14 protein-coding genes are annotated in these 15580 nt (G+C 72.2%); 9 read left to right on the top strand and 5 right to left on the bottom strand.

Features of this window, described 5'->3' with window-relative positions:
* The first annotated feature begins 85 nt into the window (after positions 1-85).
* The 9 genes from ACFQUV_RS06445 to ACFQUV_RS06405 all read left to right on the top strand — a co-directional run bounded on the left by ACFQUV_RS06445 (position 86) and on the right by ACFQUV_RS06405 (position 10192).
* Positions 86-1201: an NAD-dependent epimerase/dehydratase family protein gene (locus ACFQUV_RS06445; RefSeq protein ID WP_129609761.1), complete on the top strand. Its 1116-nt coding sequence runs from the start codon at positions 86-88 to the stop codon at positions 1199-1201.
* 113 nt (positions 1202-1314) lie between these two features.
* The gene (locus ACFQUV_RS06440) at positions 1315-2619 is read left to right on the top strand and encodes a TIGR04295 family B12-binding domain-containing radical SAM protein (RefSeq protein WP_129609763.1); all 1305 of its coding nucleotides are present in this window, start codon (positions 1315-1317) and stop codon (positions 2617-2619) included.
* Complete coding sequence (locus ACFQUV_RS06435) at positions 2592-3797, top strand: glycosyltransferase family 4 protein (RefSeq protein ID WP_165364003.1); 1206 nt, start codon at positions 2592-2594, stop codon at positions 3795-3797. Before ACFQUV_RS06440 ends, ACFQUV_RS06435 begins: the two co-directional genes overlap by 28 nt.
* On the top strand, positions 3794-4984 hold the full coding sequence (locus ACFQUV_RS06430; protein WP_129609767.1) for a glycosyltransferase: 1191 nt from the start codon (positions 3794-3796) through the stop codon (positions 4982-4984). Before ACFQUV_RS06435 ends, ACFQUV_RS06430 begins: the two co-directional genes overlap by 4 nt.
* On the top strand, positions 4981-6072 hold the full coding sequence (locus ACFQUV_RS06425) for a glycosyltransferase (protein ID WP_129609769.1): 1092 nt from the start codon (positions 4981-4983) through the stop codon (positions 6070-6072). The genes ACFQUV_RS06430 and ACFQUV_RS06425 overlap by 4 nt, the downstream gene beginning before the upstream one ends.
* Positions 6069-7184, top strand: a complete 1116-nt coding sequence (locus ACFQUV_RS06420; RefSeq protein ID WP_129609771.1) for a glycosyltransferase — start codon at positions 6069-6071, stop codon at positions 7182-7184. Before ACFQUV_RS06425 ends, ACFQUV_RS06420 begins: the two co-directional genes overlap by 4 nt.
* Positions 7185-7301: 117 nt before the next feature.
* Positions 7302-8363, top strand: a complete 1062-nt coding sequence (locus ACFQUV_RS06415; protein ID WP_207211520.1) for a UDP-glucuronic acid decarboxylase family protein — start codon at positions 7302-7304, stop codon at positions 8361-8363.
* A 482-nt stretch (positions 8364-8845) separates the two neighbouring features.
* On the top strand, positions 8846-9679 hold the full coding sequence (locus tag ACFQUV_RS06410) for a xanthine dehydrogenase family protein subunit M (protein WP_165364005.1): 834 nt from the start codon (positions 8846-8848) through the stop codon (positions 9677-9679).
* A gap of 138 nt (positions 9680-9817) precedes the next feature.
* Entirely contained in the window at positions 9818-10192 is a 375-nt protein-coding gene (locus tag ACFQUV_RS06405; protein ID WP_111386785.1) for a hypothetical protein, read from the top strand.
* Between the two features lie 174 nt (positions 10193-10366).
* On the opposite strand, the gene ACFQUV_RS06400 is transcribed toward ACFQUV_RS06405, so the two are convergent.
* The 5 genes from ACFQUV_RS06400 to nadA form a co-directional block, all read right to left on the bottom strand.
* Entirely contained in the window at positions 10367-11029 is a 663-nt protein-coding gene (locus ACFQUV_RS06400; RefSeq protein WP_165364007.1) for a hypothetical protein, read from the bottom strand.
* Positions 11030-11260: 231 nt separating this feature from the next.
* Positions 11261-11977 carry a 50S ribosomal protein L1 gene (rplA, locus tag ACFQUV_RS06395; RefSeq protein WP_111386798.1) on the bottom strand — a complete coding sequence of 239 codons (717 nt, stop codon included), beginning with the start codon at positions 11975-11977 and terminating at the stop codon, positions 11261-11263.
* 5 nt (positions 11978-11982) lie between these two features.
* Positions 11983-12411: a 50S ribosomal protein L11 gene (gene rplK / locus ACFQUV_RS06390; RefSeq protein ID WP_111386778.1), complete on the bottom strand. Its 429-nt coding sequence runs from the start codon at positions 12409-12411 to the stop codon at positions 11983-11985.
* Between the two features lie 133 nt (positions 12412-12544).
* Complete coding sequence (locus ACFQUV_RS06385) at positions 12545-14200, bottom strand: L-aspartate oxidase (RefSeq protein WP_129609780.1); 1656 nt, start codon at positions 14198-14200, stop codon at positions 12545-12547.
* The gene (gene nadA, locus ACFQUV_RS06380) at positions 14187-15257 is read right to left on the bottom strand and encodes a quinolinate synthase NadA (RefSeq protein ID WP_129609782.1); all 1071 of its coding nucleotides are present in this window, start codon (positions 15255-15257) and stop codon (positions 14187-14189) included. Before nadA ends, ACFQUV_RS06385 begins: the two co-directional genes overlap by 14 nt.
* Positions 15258-15580: the final 323 nt, after the last annotated feature.

The following is a 15580-nucleotide window of genomic DNA, read 5'->3' as shown; positions in this document are numbered from 1 at the left end:
GTTCGGTGTGGCCACACCATCGGGCAGGAACAATCCTTTTCGCGTCGCGTTCGCACCAGGACAGCGAAAGCGAAAGGGAGGCACGATGGCGCGGCGCGTGTTGGTAACCGGCGGGGCGGGATTCATCGGGTCTCACGTCACCGATCTGCTGCTCGAGCACGGCTGCGAGGTCCGGGTGCTGGACAATCTCGACCCGCAGGTGCACGGCGGCGAGACCAAGCCTCGCTACCTCTCGCGCGAGGCGCATTTGACGGTCGGCGACGTGCGCGACCGCGAGACCTTGGCGACCGTGCTGAACGGCTGCGATGCGGTGATCCATCTCGCCGCCGCGGTCGGCGTCGGCCAGAGCATGTACGAGATCGCCGCCTACACCAACACCAACGATCTCGGCACCGCGGTGCTGATGGAGGCGCTGCTGCGCCATCCGGTGCAGCGGCTGGTGGTCGCCTCGTCGATGAGCATCTATGGCGAGGGCCTGGCGCGGCGCGCCGACGGAACGCTGGTGGAGCCGGCCGAGCGCAGCGCCGATCAGCTTCGCCACGGCCGCTGGGAGCCCGAGGACGCCGACGGCGAGCCGCTGGAGGCGGTGCCCACGCCCGAGACCAAGCACCCCGCCCTCAACTCCATCTATGCGCTGAACAAGTACGTGCAGGAGCGGATGAGCCTGATCACCGGGCGGGCCTATCGGATTCCGACCGTGGCGTTGCGGTTCTTCAACGTGTTCGGGCCGCATCAGGCGCTCTCCAACCCCTACACCGGCGTGCTGGCGATCTTCGCGGCGCGTCTGCTCAACCGGCGTCCGCCGCTCGTGTTCGAGGATGGCCGCCAGCGCCGCGACTTTGTGCATGTGCGCGACGTCGCGCAAGCCTGCTGGCTGGCGCTGACCACCGACACCGGCGCCGGCGAGACCTTCAACGTCGGCTCCGGCGCCAGCCGCTCCATCGAGTCGGTCGCCCACGATCTCGCCCGCGTGATGGGCGCCGCCGATCTCGCCCCGCACGTCACCGGCAAGTATCGCACCGGCGACATCCGTCACTGCTTCGCCGATCTGACCAAGAGCCGCAGCCGCCTCGGCTTCGCCCCGGCGGTCGATTTCGAGGCCGGGCTCGTGGAGCTGGCCGAATGGCTGTCGACCGAGATCGCCATCGATCAGGTCGAGCACGCCACCGCCGAGCTGGAGCGCCGCGGCCTCGTCGCCTGAGCGTCGGCGGCCACGATCGCACTCGCCCGATCGAGGGCCGCCCCGACGGCCGAACCCTGCCGCTGCGGTCGCTTCCGGATCGCGGCGCCCCGCCGACCGCGACTGGATTTCGTATGAAGATCGCCCTCGTCAATCCACCCTGGCACTTCGACGGCAGCATCTATTTCGGCTGCCGCGCCCCGCATCTGCCGATCGAGCTCGGTTGTGCGCAAGCACTGCTCGAACGCGCCGGCCATGCCGTTCGGATGGTGGACGCCCCGCTGCTCGGCCTATCGCTCGCCGATCTCGCCGCCGAGATCGGCGCGTTCCGTCCCGACATGATCGTGATCACGACGGCGCCGACCTACCTGTTCTGGCGCTGCGCCCCGCCGGAGCTGCGGGTGCCGCAGGAAACGGTGGCGGCGTTGCGCGATCTCGCGCCGCTGCTCGTCGCGGTCGGCCCGCACGGCTCGACGACGCCGCGCGCCACCCTGCGCAAGCTCGGCGTCGACATCGTCGTGATGGGCGAATGCGAGGAGCCGCTGGCGCGGCTCGCCGCCGGCGAGCGTGACGGCGTGCCGGGCCTGTGCCGGCACGAGGGCGGCGAGATCCGCATCCAGGGCGGCCCGCAGGCGGCACGCTTCGTCGACATGGCGCCGCTCGCCTGGCCGGACGCGTGGATCGCCCGCCACCACCATCATCACCATCGCTTCGACGCCACGCCCGCCGGTCCCGGCGCCGAGGTCGAAGCATCGCGCGGCTGCCCCTATCACTGCACGTTCTGCGCCAAGGAGAACTTCCGCAACGGCTACCGCCGCCGGCCCGCCGCCTCGGTGCTGGCCGAGATCGACGGGCTCCAGCGCCAAGGTGTCGAATACGTCTACTTCATCGACGAGATTTTCCTGCCCAATGCCGAGCTGCTGGAGGGGCTGGTCGGCCGCGGCCTCGCCTTCGGGGTGCAGACGCGCATCGACCTGTGGAAGCCCGACCAGCTCGCTCTGCTCGGCCGCGCCGGCTGCGTCTCGGTGGAGGCCGGCGTCGAGAGCCTGAGCCCGGAAGGACGCGACGCGCTCGCCAAGAAGTGCCGTCTCTCCACCGACGAGCTGGCCGACCGCCTGGTCATCGCCAAGCGCCATATCCCGTTCGTGCAGGCCAACCTGATCGAGATGCCACAGGACGACGACCAGACGGTGCAGCGCTGGCGCGACACCATGCGGGACGCTGGGGTCTGGGCCAACGATCCGGTGCCGCTCTATCCCTATCCGGGATCGCCGGACTATCGCCGCCTGTGGGGCGAGCCCGACGATCAGGCATGGGAGCGGGCGCACGCCTGGTATCTCGGCCAGTTCGCCGGCTTCAGCGACATCCAGGAGGAGCGTCCGCAGCCTCTCCACGTTCTGGAGCGTGCCCCGTGCACAGCGCCGGAGTGCTGCCCGTGAGGCCGGCGCGACGCCGCATCCTGATCACCGCCGATGCGGTCGGCGGCGTGTGGACCTACACGGTGACGCTGGCCCGCGCCCTGGCCCGCCACGGCGATACCGTGCTGGTGGTGACGCTCGGGCCGCCGCCGTCGTCGACACAGCATCGCGAGATCGCCGCCGTCGGCGCCCTCACGGGCGGCTCCGTGCGCCTGCACGTCACCGATCTCGCGCTCGAATGGATGGACCCGGAGGGCCGCGACCTCGACCGGGCGCGCGAGACGCTGGCCGCGATCGCCCGCGCGTTCCGGCCCGACATCGTCCATCTCGGCGGCTTCCGCGAGGCCACCGCCGATGTCGGGGTCCCCGTGCTGGTGGTGGCGCACTCCTGCGTCCGCACCTGGTGGCGGGCCTGCCGCGGCGGCGTGCCGGACGATCCGCGCTGGCGCGTCTATGCCGACCATGTCGCGGCCGGTCTCGCGGCCGCGGACGCCTGGGCGGCCCCCACCCGCGCGCTGCGCGACGCGATCGCGGATCTCTACGCGCCGCCACGCCCCGGCGTGGTGATCCCGAACGGCGTCGCGGTTCCGCCGGCCGACGATCCGCCGCCGGAGCGCCGCTCCGTGATCCTCGCGGCGGGCCGTCTGTGGGACGAGGCCAAGGGGCTCGACACGCTGCTGGGGGCGGCGCCGCGGCTGCCCTGGCCGGTGCGGCTCGCCGGCGACACGGCATCGCCGGACGGCGGCGCACCGATCGCGCTGCCGGACGGCGTCACGGCGCTCGGCCGGCTCGATCGCGCGGCGCTCCTCGCCGAGATGCGCGCCGCCGAGCTGTTCGTCGCCCCCGCCCGCTACGAGCCGTTCGGGCTCGGCATCGCCGAGGCCGCCGCGTGCGGCGCCGCGCTGGTGCTGTCCGACATCGCCAGCCTGCGCGAGCTGTGGGACGGCGCCGCCGCCTTCGTGCCGCCGGACGATCCGGCGGCGCTCGCCGCTACCCTGACGGCCCTGTGCGCCGACGCGCCGCGCCGCCGCGCCCTCCAGGCCGCCGCCCGCCGGCGGGCCACCCGCTACGGTGCCGACGCCATGGTGAACCGGATCGAGACCGTGCATGCGGCACTCGCAGCATGTCGTGTGGCGCCCACGAACGACCGCGCCGTCGCCGGCGCCACGATCATCGCGACGGGCGGAGCACCGGCATGACGGTGGTGATCTTCTGCCACTCGATCTCGTCGTGCTGGAATCACGGCAACGCCCATTTCCTGCGCGGCGTCGCGCGCGAGCTGCTGGCCGCCGGCCACACGGTCGACGTGCACGAGCCGGCGAACGGCTGGAGCCGCACCAACGCGCTCGCCGACGGTGGCGCCGATGCGCTCGCCGAGGGGGCGGCCCTGGTGCCGGGCCTGCGCGTCCACCGCTACGGCCTCGACGGCCCCGATCTCGACCGCGCCCTCGACGGCGCCGACCTGGTGCTGGCGCACGAGTGGAACGAGCCGGCGCTGATCGCCGCGCTCGGCGTCCGCCGGGCGCAGGGGGGTCGCTTCCTCCTGTTCTTCCACGATACCCATCACCGCGCCGTCACGGCGCCCGACGAGATCGGCCGCTTCGATCTCGACGGCTACGACGCGGTGCTTGCCTTCGGCGAGGTGCTGCGCGACGTCTATGCGCGACGCGGCTGGGGCCGCCGCGTCTTCACCTGGCACGAGGCCGCCGACACGGCGCTGTTCCGGCCGTTGGTGCGCGACACGGAAACCGACCTGGTCTTCATCGGCAACTACGGCGACGGCGAGCGCGACGCCGAGCTGCGGCAGTTTCTCATGGAGCCGGTGGCCACACTCGGCATCGCGGCGCGCGTGCACGGCGTGCGCTGGCCGGAGGCGGCACGCGCCGCGCTCGCCGCACATGGCCTCGCTTATGCCGGCTGGCTGCCCAACCACCGCGCCCCGGAGGCGTTCGCGCGCGCCCGCGTCACCGTGCATGTGCCGCGCCGGCCCTATGCCGAGACGCTGCGCGGCATCCCGACCATCCGGGTGTTCGAGGCGCTCGCCTGTGGCATCCCGCTCGTCAGTGCGCCGTGGGACGATGCCGAAGGACTGTTCCCGCCCGGCAGCTATCTGGCCGCACCGGACGGCGCCGTCATGACGGCGGCGCTCGCCGGCCTCCTCGCCGATCGTGATCAGGCCGACGCCCTCGCCCGCACCGGGCTCGCGGCGATCCGCGCCCGCCACACCTGTGCCCATCGGGTCGCCGAGCTGATCGCCATCGTGGCGCATCTGCGCGGCGCGCAGCCGAGCCCTGCGCCCTCGCGCCCCGCGTCGTCATCCGCCGAATTATCCGCCTCGTCTCCCGCTCCGCACTCGACCGAACTGATCAGGACGGCCGCATCATGAAGTTGCGCTTCTTTGGATCGAGCCTCGTCTCCTCCTACTGGAACGGGGCCGCCACCTACTATCGGGGGCTGCTCAAGGCGCTCGCTGCCCACGGCGTCGATGTCGCCTTCTACGAGCCCGACGCCTATCAGCGGCAGCAGTACCGCGACATCGACGATCCGCCCTGGGCGAGAGTGGTCGTCTACCCGGCCACGGAGGACGGTTGGCGGCGGGCGCTCGACGAGGCCGCGGCGGACGCCGACCTGCTGGTCAAGGCGAGCGGCGTCGGTGTGTTCGATCAGGCGCTGGAGATCGCGGTGCCGCAGGCGGCGCGCCCCGGCACCTGCATCGCCTGGTGGGACGTCGACGCACCCGCGACCCTGGAGGCGATCGGGGCCGATCCCGCGCACCATCTGCGGGCCGCGGTGCCGCGCTACGACATCGTCTTCACCTATGGCGGCGGCGCTCCGGTGGTGGATGCCTACACGGCGCTCGGCGCCCGCGCCTGCGTGCCGATCTACAACGCCGTCGATCCCGACACGCACCACCCGGTCGCGCCGCGCGAGGATTGGCGCTGCGATCTCGGCTTCCTGGGCAACCGGCTGCCCGACCGCGAGGCGCGCGTCGAGGAGTTCTTCCTCGGGGCAGCGGCACGGCTGCCGCAGCGGAGCTTCCTGCTCGGCGGCGCCGGCTGGGACGACAAGCCGATGCCCGGCAATGTGCAGCGCCTCGGCCATGTCGGCAGCGGCGACCACAACGCCTTCTTCTGCTCGTCGCGTGCGACCCTCAACATCAACCGCGCCAGCATGGCGCGCACCGGCTTCTCGCCGCCGACGCGGATCTTCGAGGCCGCCGGTGCCGGGGCCTGCCTGATCACCGACCGCTGGGACGGCATCGCCGAGTTCCTGGAGCCGGGTCACGAGATCCTGCTGGCCGACGACGGCGCTGCGGTGGAGACGCTGCTCGACGGCCTCGACGACACACGTGCCCGCATGATCGGCGACGCCGCGCGAGCGCGCGTGCTCGCCGCCCACACCTATGCGCACCGGGCCCGCCAGGTGCTCGACCGGCTCGGCGACGGCGGTCGCACCTGCGGAGTCGCCGCATGACGCTCGACATCGTCGTCCTCGGCCTGTCCATCACGTCGTCGTGGGGCAACGGCCATGCCACCACCTGGCGGGCGCTGATCAAGGGGCTGGCGGAGCGCGGCCACCGCGTCACCTTCCTGGAGCGCGACGTGCCGTGGTATCGCGACCACCGCGACCTGCGGCAGCCGCCGTGGTGCCGGGTCGAGCTCTACGAGACCCTCGCCGATCTGCCGCGCCGCCACACCGCCGCGGTGCGCGACGCCGACCTGGTGATCGTCGGCTCGTTCGTGCCGGACGGCGCGGCGGTCGCCGAATGGGTGACGACGCAGGCGCGTGGCGTCACCGCGTTCTACGACATCGACACCCCGGTGACGCTGGCGCGGCTGGAGCACGGCACCACCGACTACATCGCGCCCGCCACCATTCCGCGCTTCGATCTCTACCTGTCGTTCACCGGCGGCCCGGTGCTCGATCTGATCGAGACGAGCTGGGGCGCGCGCGCCGCCCGCGCGCTCTACTGCGCGGTCGATCCCGATCTCCACAAGCCGCACGACGTGGTGCCGCATCTGACGCTCGGCTACATCGGCACCTACAGCCCCGACCGTCAGCGCACCCTCGACCGGCTGCTGATCGAGCCCGCCCGCCGGCTGCCCTCGCTGCGCTTTGCGGTGGCCGGCCCGCAGTATCCGGCCGACATCGCGTGGCCCGCCAATGTCGAGCGCATCGAGCACCTGCCGCCGCAGGAGCACGCCCGCTTCTACTGCGCCCAGCGCTACACCCTCAACGTCACCCGCGCCGACATGATCGCGGCCGGCTGGTCGCCGAGCGTGCGGCTGTTCGAGGCGGCGGCCTGCGGCGTGCCGATCGTGTCGGACCGCTGGGCGGGGCTCGATTCCTTCTTCACGCCCGGCACCGAGATCCTGATCGCCGATGCCACCGAGCAGGCGATGGCGATCCTGCGCGACATGCCCGAGGAGCGGCGGCGCGACATCGCGGCGGCGGCACGCCGGCGCGTTCTCGCCGAGCACACGGCGCGCGAGCGCGCCCGCACCCTGGAGGCGTATCACGCCGAGGCGCTGGCGGCGCGCGCGCGGCGCGAGGGCGTTCGCCCCGGCGTCGGAGCCGTGGCGTGAGACAGATGAGGAACCGCCTGCGGCGCCGATGTTTGTACCTCGGGGACCCGGTCACCGGACGGGTTTCGACGACGTGATGCCGCAGGCGACCAACCAGCAGGGAGAGGGCGCGTGCCCGTGATCGAAAAGCTCAACATCGTCGTGACCGGCGGCGCCGGCTTCATCGGCTCGCATCTCTGCGATCGCCTGGTGCAGAAGGGACACGCCGTCACCTGCCTGGACAATCTGGACACCGGCCGGTTCGACAACGTCCGGCCGCTGCTCAATCATCCGAACTTCCGCTTCGTCGAGGCGGACGTGCGCGATCCGCTCTCGATCGACGGTCCGGTGGATCGCATCTACAACCTCGCCTGCCCGGCCTCGCCGCCGCACTATCAGCGCGATCCGATCGGCACCGTGAAGACCTGCGTGCTCGGCGCCCTCCACGTGCTCGAGCTCGCCCGCGCGACCGGCGCCCGCGTGCTCCAGGCGTCGACCAGCGAGGTCTATGGCGATCCGGAGATCCACCCGCAGCCGGAGAGCTACCGCGGCGCCGTCAACACCACCGGCCCGCGCGCCTGCTACGACGAAGGCAAGCGCTGCGCCGAGGCGCTGTTCTTCGATTATCGGCGGCTCTACGGCGTGCCCGTGAAGGTGGCGCGCATCTTCAACACTTACGGGCCGCGCATGCTGGAGAACGACGGCCGGGTGATCTCCAACTTCGTCGTGCAGGCGCTGCGCAACCGCCCCATCACGTTGTATGGCGACGGCTCGCAGACCCGCTCGTTCTGCTATGTGGCCGATCTGCTCGACGGCCTCGAGCTGCTGATGGAAAGCGACGACGCCATCACCGGCCCGATCAATCTCGGCAACCCGCGGGAGGTGACGGTCGAGGAGATCGCCCGCATGGTGCTGCGCCAGACCGGATCGCGCTCGCCGATCACCTACCGGCCGCTGCCCGAGGACGATCCGCGCCGCCGTCGGCCCGAGATCGCGGCCGCCGCTCGCGCGCTCGGCTGGGCGCCGCGCGTCGCTCTGGAGGACGGGCTGAAGTCGACCATCGACGATTTCGCCATGCGGGTGGCGACCCCGGTGTCGCCGGCCTCGAATTCCGCCGAACCGCCCGCCGGCCTGACGGCGGCGGCGCGGCCGGCCCGCAAGCGCCGCGCCGCGCTGTCGGCGGTCGGCAGCTCCGCCTGATCGAAGACGGCCTGGCGAAGTCTGCCTGATCGGCGGCTCCGCCGGCGCGAGGGCGGCCCGAGCGGCGCGCGCCCGCCCCGTCACGCCGTGCACACGACGCGGCCCGGCAACCATGTCCAATCATCGTCACGACCTGACTGTTATGATAAATTGACAAACGGCGCGTCCTGTATGAGACCTGCCGTGTCGATACCGATCTGTTCGGAAACTGGTGTCGATTCGTGCGACCTTGATGCCGGCTCGGTTCGTGGTGGATTGCACTGTTCTACACCTCGCACCGGCGGGCCTCGTGGTCCACGCACCCTTCGGTCGACGAATCCGTTCGGCGCAACCCGGACATGGGTGTTCGTGCCGCGGCTTCGTCCGGTCAGTCCGGCTCGTCACGGCGGGCCGCGGCAGTTCGGCAGGCCGCCGCGACGGCGCATTCGCTGTCCGCGCCGGATGCCCCTTCCTTCGATGACGATCGCGTCGCTGGTTCCCTCATGGATACGGCTCTCTTCGATTATGTTCGCGTGCTCTACGCCGAAGAGGCGGTGAACGTGCTGGCCCAGTACGGCGAGCAGGCCGCCGTGCTGGCCGGCGGACAATCGCTCATCCCACAGATGAGCTTGCGCTCGTCGATCCCGCACGTTCTCGTCGATCTCGGCCAGGCCATCGACCTGCGCGCCATCGAGGCGCATCGTGATCACGTCGTCGTTGGCGCGATGGTGACCCATTCGATGATCGAGGACGGTCTGATCCCGGACCCGATGACCGGGATGCTGTCCTACGTGGCGCACGGCATCGCGCATCGCGGCGTGCGCAATCGCGGCACCCTCGGGGGAAGCGCCTGCTGGGCCGATCCCTGCGCCGACTGGCCGACCGCCCTGATCGCCCTGGACGCCACCGTGATGGCGCTGTCGCCCGACGGCCGGCGCGCCATCCCGATGACGGCCTTCTACCCCGACGCTTTCGTGACGGCGCTCGGCCCGGCCGAGATCGCCACCGCGCTCACCGTGCCGCGCGGCTCGAAGCTGGCGCGCTGGGGCTACTACAAGGTGACCCGGACGGTGAGCGAGTCGGCCGACGCCATCGCGGCCGTGGTGTTCGATCCCGAGCGCGACGTCAGCCGCGTGGTGCTCGGCGGCCTGAAATGCCCGCCGGTGATCCTGACCGATCTGGCGGACGAGCTGCGCCGGCGCCGGCCGGGTGCCGATGCGCTCAAGCTGGATGCCTGCAAGGCGATGATCGAGCACGTCCCGGCGCTGCGCGACCTCAATCTCCACAACTACGCCTTCGCGCTCGGCCGCGCCCTGCGCAGTGCCTTCGTGAGCTGACGGCACGGCCTGATGGCGCGGCTGACGGCGGGACCTGACGGCGGCGGCGCCTCGCCACCGCGCGGGCTTTCCGCGCGGCCGGAACGGCCGTCCGCCTGACAGGTTGACCCGGGACGCCCATCCGTGAGGAGCGCCCCGATGGATCGTGACGAGACCACGCGCCTGCGCCGCGGCGAGGCCCGCCCCGGTAAAGGCTACGCCGACGAGCCCGAGATATCGTCCTGGGACCGGCCGCTCCTGGAGACCCCGGGCGGGCGATCCGCCGACCGCGACCCGGCCGACCGCGACATCACCGACGACGAGACCCGCCGCGACGACGTGGGAGCGGTGCCACGCAGCGCCGTCACCGGCGCCCACGAGCCCGGCACCGGAGCGGTCGAGACGCCCGACGGCCTCGACGAGACCAGCGAGGTGACACGCCGCGCCGCCGAGGACATCGGCACCGGGCCGGGCCGGGAGGATCGCGAGGACGAGACGCCGGTGTTCGAGCGCGGCGGCCTGCCGAAGGCGTGATCGATTAGAGCATTCTGCGGCGAAGTGGACGCCGGTTCGCCGTCGAAAATGCGATCACGCAAGGACTTCTCGAGCGGTGTCCGATCCAGTTGGATTGGATTCCGCTCGAAGCGGCGCGCGGGTCCGCCGGCGCGCCATCGCCCCCAGACTCGCAGCCCAGACCCGCGGCCCGGATCAGAAGGGGCAGGCGGAGCGCAGGTTGCCGGCCGCCTCGGCGACGCCGTGCAGATCGAAGCTCAGCTCACGCTCGCCGGCCGGCGTCGCTACCTGGAGCGCGAAGGTGCGGGCGAGCCGCAGCCGCTCCAGCAAGGCGGCCGGATCGGGCGGCGCATAGGCGTTGCCGAGCACCCGCCAGCGTTCCGGAGTGGCCGTCGCGTCGAGCTGCACCGTCACGTCCACCTCGCCCACGGGGCTGCCGCCCGGCGGCCAGTCGAGATCGAGAGCGAGTAGCTCCAGGGTGCCGCGGCGGCAGGCGAGCAGCAGGCCGGCACGGCCGGAGCGGTCGAGCGGGCCGTCGCGCCGCGTCACCGAAAGGCCGTGCTCGATCAGCATCGGGGCGCCGGCCGCGCCCAGGGTGGCTGGCGACGGCATCGGAACGCGCAGAACCCAGCCGACCGGGCCGCGCTCGCCGATCCGTGGCTCGCCGTCCCGGCGAGCCGCGTCGAGGCGAGCGGCGTCGAGGCGATCGGTTTCGAGGCGATCGGTTTCGAGGCGAGCGGCATCGCGGTGATCAGTTTCGAGGCGATTGGCGCCCAGGTTGTCCTGAGCCCGGGTCGGCACCGCCGGAGTCAGCAGCACGACAGCGAGCACGCAGGTCAGCAGCCGGCACGCCGTCATCCCGAGCACCTCGTGTTCTCCCGACGGCCGCTTCGCGCGCGCCCTCGGTTCCCATCAACGGGTCCCGCCATCACCTGTCATGTAAACATAAACAGGTCACCGACGGTCCGCCAACACCCGCTCGACCGTGCGCCCAGGCCCGAACGGGGCTCTCCACGCAAAAACACGGCTGGCGCGAATCGAAACGGCCGGAGCGAACGCTCCGGCCGTCACGTATCGCACCGAATTGTGTCAGTGCTGGGCCGCTGCGGCGGCAGACAGCACCGTCGAGGGCTCGACCTTCACGCCCGGTCCCATGGTGGACGAGATGGCGATCCGGTTGATGTACTGGCCCTTGGCACCCGCCGGCTTGGCCTTGGCGACCGCGTCGGCGAACGCCTTGATGTTCTCGACCAGCTTGTCGGCGTCGAACGACACCTTGCCGACGCCGGCATGCACGATACCGGCCTTCTCGACGCGGAACTCGACCGAGCCGCCCTTGGCGCCCTTGATGGCCGAGGTGACGTCCATGGTCACGGTGCCGACCTTCGGGTTCGGCATCATGCCGCGCGGGCCGAGCACCTTGCCGAGGCGACCGACCAGCGGCATCAGGTCGGGCGTCGCGATGCAGCGGTCGAAGTCGATGTTGCCGGCCTGCACCCGCTCGACCAGGTCCTCGGCACCGACCACGTCGGCCCCGGCGGCCCGTGCCTCGTCGGCCTTGGCGCCGCGGGCGAACACCGCCACCCGCTGGGTGCGGCCGGTGCCGTTCGGCAGGCTGACGACGCCGCGCACCATCTGGTCGGCGTGACGGGGATCGACGCCGAGATTCATCGCGATCTCGACGGTCTCGTCGAACTTCGCGGTGGCGCGCTGCTTGATGAGCTGCACCGCATCGGTGAGCCCGTAGAGCTTGTCCCGATCGATTCCTTCGCGCGAGGCGCGAACCCGCTTTCCATGCTGAGCCATGACGATCAACCCTTCACGTCCAGGCCCATGGAGCGGGCGGAACCTTCGATCATGCGCATCGCCGACTCGATGTTGTCGGTGTTGAAGTCCTTCATCTTCTTCTCGGCGATCTCGCGCAGCTGATCGCGCGTGATGGCGCCCACATGGTCACGGCCGGTCGCCTTGGCGCCCGACTGGATGCCGGCCGCCTTCTTGAGGAAGTACGACACCGGCGGGGTGCGCATCTCGAACGTGAAGGAGCGGTCGGCATAGATGGTGATGACGACCGGGATCGGCGATCCCTTCTCCAGCTGCTGGCTCTGGGCGTTGAACGCCTTGCAGAACTCCATGATGTTGAGACCGCGCTGACCGAGCGCGGGGCCGATCGGCGGGGACGGATTGGCCGCGCCCGCCGGTACCTGAAGCTTCAGATAACCTGTGATCTTTTTCGCCATGGTGGGTCCTTCGCGCCGGCGCCGCCGGCTCGCAGGGTTCGTGGTCCGGATCAAGGGCGGTCGGCGAACCGCCCCTCCTCCCACGGCGTCGCACGCCGGTCCCGAGGAGGACCGACGGCGGCGTGCCGGCTATCTATCCCGGCACGGCCGGAGAGACAAGCCCGGCCCCGGCGGCGAGGCCGATCGGCGGGCGGGCGGGAGCCGGAACCGTGTCGGCCGTGCTCGCCGCGTCGTCGTCGCGCCAGTGGGCGCCCCGGCTCTCCGGGCGGGCCAGCGCCGCCGCCACGATCAGCCGGGCGGCCAGCAGCATGTTGCGGGCCTCGCCGCAGCGCCGGACCTCGTCGGGGCCGAAGCCGCTCCCCATCGCCTCTGGCGAGCGGGTCGGCAGCGCCGCGAGCCGTTCGGCGAGCGCAGCGAGATCGTTCACGGCCGCCCGGAGGCCGGCCGCGGTGCGCACCAGCCCGGCCCGTGTCGCCATCACGGCGCGTAGCTCGGCCACCACGGCGGCGATCGCCGGCGCGGCCTCCGGTCCCGACACGGCGGGCCGCGTCAGCACGACGGAGGCCGGGACATCGCCCGGTGCGGCGGCGAGATCGCGGGCGGCGCGCCGTCCGAACACCAGCGCCTCCAGCAGCGAGTTGCTGGCCAGCCGGTTGGCGCCGTGGACGCCGGTGCGGGCTACCTCGCCGCAGGCCCACAGGCCGGGGATCGAGGTACGCCCCTCGGTGTCGGTGATCACGCCGCCCATGTGATAGTGCGCCGCCGGGGCGACCGGCACCGGCATCGCGAACGGATCGAGGCCGGCGGCCCGGCAGGCCGCGACCGCGGTCGGGAAGCCGTCCGGGCTCGCCGCCAGCGCCGGCCGCAGGTCGAGCAGGACGGAGCGGCCGGCGGCGACGCGGCGGCCGATCGCCCGGGCGACGACATCGCGCGGGGCGAGATCGGCGGCCGGATGCTCGTCCGCCATGAAGGCCCGCCCACGGTCGTCGCGCAGCACCGCCCCGGCGCCCCGCAGGGCCTCGGTGAGCAGCGGCGCCGGGCTCCAGCCGGCCGCCGGCGTGTCGGCCGTGTCGGCCGCCAGCGCGGTCGGATGGAACTGGACGAATTCGAGATCGCCGAGCCGGGCGCCGGCACGCGCCGCCAGGGCGAGCCCGTCGGCGGTCGCCTCCGGCGGATTGGTGGAGCGCCGGTAGATCGCCCCGACGCCGCCGGTGGCGAGCACCACCCGGGCGGCGCGGTACCAGACGAAACCGTCGCGGTCGACCGCCAGCACCCCGGCGATCCGCCCGTCGGCGACCACCAGGTCGCACGCGAAGGCTCCCGTCGCCACCTGCACGGACGGCATCGCCCGCACCCGCTCGGCCAGCGCCGCGACCAGCACGCGGCCGGTGGCGTCCCCGCCCGCATGAAGGATGCGGGCCGCGCCGTGGGCGCCTTCGCGGCCGAGCGCCGGCGCTCCGTTCGTATCGCGGTCGAACGGCAGCCCGCGCGCGAGCAGGTCACGCACCGCGGCGGCGCCGTCGCGGGCGACCAGCAACGCCACCGCCGGATCGACGAGGCCCGCCCCCGCCGCCACGGTGTCGGCCGCGTGCGCCTCCGGGTCGTCACCGGGGCCGACCGCGGCCGCGATGCCGCCCTGGGCGGCGGCGCTACTGCCGCCGGCCAGCTCCGCCGTCTTGGTGAGCAGGACGACCGGCGCCAGCGCCGGCGCGGCCGCCGCCTCCAGAGTGGCTGTCAGCCCGGCGAGGCCCGAGCCGATCACCACCACGCCGGCGTCACGGACCCGCACGGCGCGCTCCCGGCCGCACCGCCAGCATCCGCTCGACCGACCGGCGCGCCGGCGCCACCACGGCTGGGTCGATCTCCACCCGCGGCGACAGCGTCTCCAGCGCCGCCAGGATGTTGGCGAGCGTGATCCGCCGCATGTGCGGACAAAGATTGCACGGCCGCACGATCTCCACCTCCGGCACCGCGGCGGCGACGTTGTCGCCCATGGCGCACTCGGTGATCAGCAGCACCCGCGGCGGCTTCTTGGCCTCGATCAGCTCGACCATGCGGGCGGTGGAGCCGACGATATCGGCCGCGGCCAGCACGTCGGGCGGACATTCCGGGTGAGCAACCACCAGCAAGTCATCGTAGTTGCTGCGATACTCCTCGATCTCCTCACCCGTGAAGCGGACATGGACCTCGCAGCTCCCGGTCCACGGGACGATCTCCACCGCGGTCTGCGTGGCGACGTGCGCGGCGAGGTAGCGGTCCGGCAGGAAGATCACCCGCGACACGCCGAGCGACTCGACCACCTCGACGGCGTTGCCGGAGGTGCAGCAGATGTCGACCTCGGCCTTCACGGCGACCGAGGTGTTGACATAGGCAACCACCGGGATGCCGGGATGGCGCTGCCGCAGGGCGCGGACATCCGCGGCGGTGATCGAGGCGGCCAGCGAGCAGCCGGCCTCCGGCTCGGGGCAGAGCACCACCTTGTCGGGGTTCATCAGCTTGGCGGTCTCGGCCATGAAATGGACCCCGGCCAGGACGATCACCTCGGCGTCGGTGTCGCGCGCCTGCTGGGCGAGCGCCAGGCTGTCGCCGACCCGGTCGGCGACGCCGTGGAAGATCTCTGGTGCCTGGTAATTGTGGGCCAGCACGACGGCGCGCCGCTCCCGCTTGAGACGCTGGATGGCGTGGACGAGCGGCGCATGGGTGATCCATTCGGCCTCCGGCATCACCCGTCGCAGGCGATCCCAGGCGGGGCGTGTCGCGGCTGCGACCTCGGGCGTGTAGGCGAGCGACGGCGATTCGGTGAGCAGGGTCGGCACGGAAGCCCTCGTGTGACGCGGCTGCGACATCGGGTCGACCGACGTCGCGGGTTGCGCACGGCGCCCGCGGCGAGCGGCGGCTCGCCCGGACTCCTCGGTGAAAGCGTGATGTGGCCGGGCTCGTCCCGGACCGGCGCCTGGACGCGCGACGCGCGATCCGGACGGCGCTGCGTGCAGCCCTGCGGCGGGGAGCGACCTGTCGGCCGCCGTGGGCGACCCGGTCGTCAGGCGAGGCGACCGGAGTGGTCGCCGGGGCTGCGAGGACGGCCATCGGGGCTCGTCGAGCCCTCGAAAAACCGTCTCAAAGTCATTCGATGCGTTTCAGAATCAGGCAGCGGGCAGCCTGGGCGGCC

It is taken from the genome of Rhodoplanes sp. P11 (assembly GCF_964266735.1).
Taxonomy (GTDB): domain Bacteria; phylum Pseudomonadota; class Alphaproteobacteria; order Rhizobiales; family Xanthobacteraceae; genus Rhodoplanes; species Rhodoplanes serenus.
This window is presented reverse-complemented; position numbering and strand designations above follow the sequence as displayed.

Coding starts and splice junctions, on each gene's coding strand:
- ACFQUV_RS06410 (WP_165364005.1), top strand. CDS start 8,846: ATGGATACGGCTCTCTTCGATTATGTTCGCGTGCTCTACGCCGAAGAG.
- rplA (WP_111386798.1), bottom strand. CDS start 11,977: ATGGCTCAGCATGGAAAGCGGGTTCGCGCCTCGCGCGAAGGAATCGAT.
- nadA (WP_129609782.1), bottom strand. CDS start 15,257: ATGTCGCAGCCGCGTCACACGAGGGCTTCCGTGCCGACCCTGCTCACC.
- ACFQUV_RS06425 (WP_129609769.1), top strand. CDS start 4,981: ATGAAGTTGCGCTTCTTTGGATCGAGCCTCGTCTCCTCCTACTGGAAC.
- rplK (WP_111386778.1), bottom strand. CDS start 12,411: ATGGCGAAAAAGATCACAGGTTATCTGAAGCTTCAGGTACCGGCGGGC.
- ACFQUV_RS06440 (WP_129609763.1), top strand. CDS start 1,315: ATGAAGATCGCCCTCGTCAATCCACCCTGGCACTTCGACGGCAGCATC.
- ACFQUV_RS06400 (WP_165364007.1), bottom strand. CDS start 11,029: ATGACGGCGTGCCGGCTGCTGACCTGCGTGCTCGCTGTCGTGCTGCTG.
- ACFQUV_RS06445 (WP_129609761.1), top strand. CDS start 86: ATGGCGCGGCGCGTGTTGGTAACCGGCGGGGCGGGATTCATCGGGTCT.
- ACFQUV_RS06405 (WP_111386785.1), top strand. CDS start 9,818: ATGGATCGTGACGAGACCACGCGCCTGCGCCGCGGCGAGGCCCGCCCC.
- ACFQUV_RS06430 (WP_129609767.1), top strand. CDS start 3,794: ATGACGGTGGTGATCTTCTGCCACTCGATCTCGTCGTGCTGGAATCAC.
- ACFQUV_RS06420 (WP_129609771.1), top strand. CDS start 6,069: ATGACGCTCGACATCGTCGTCCTCGGCCTGTCCATCACGTCGTCGTGG.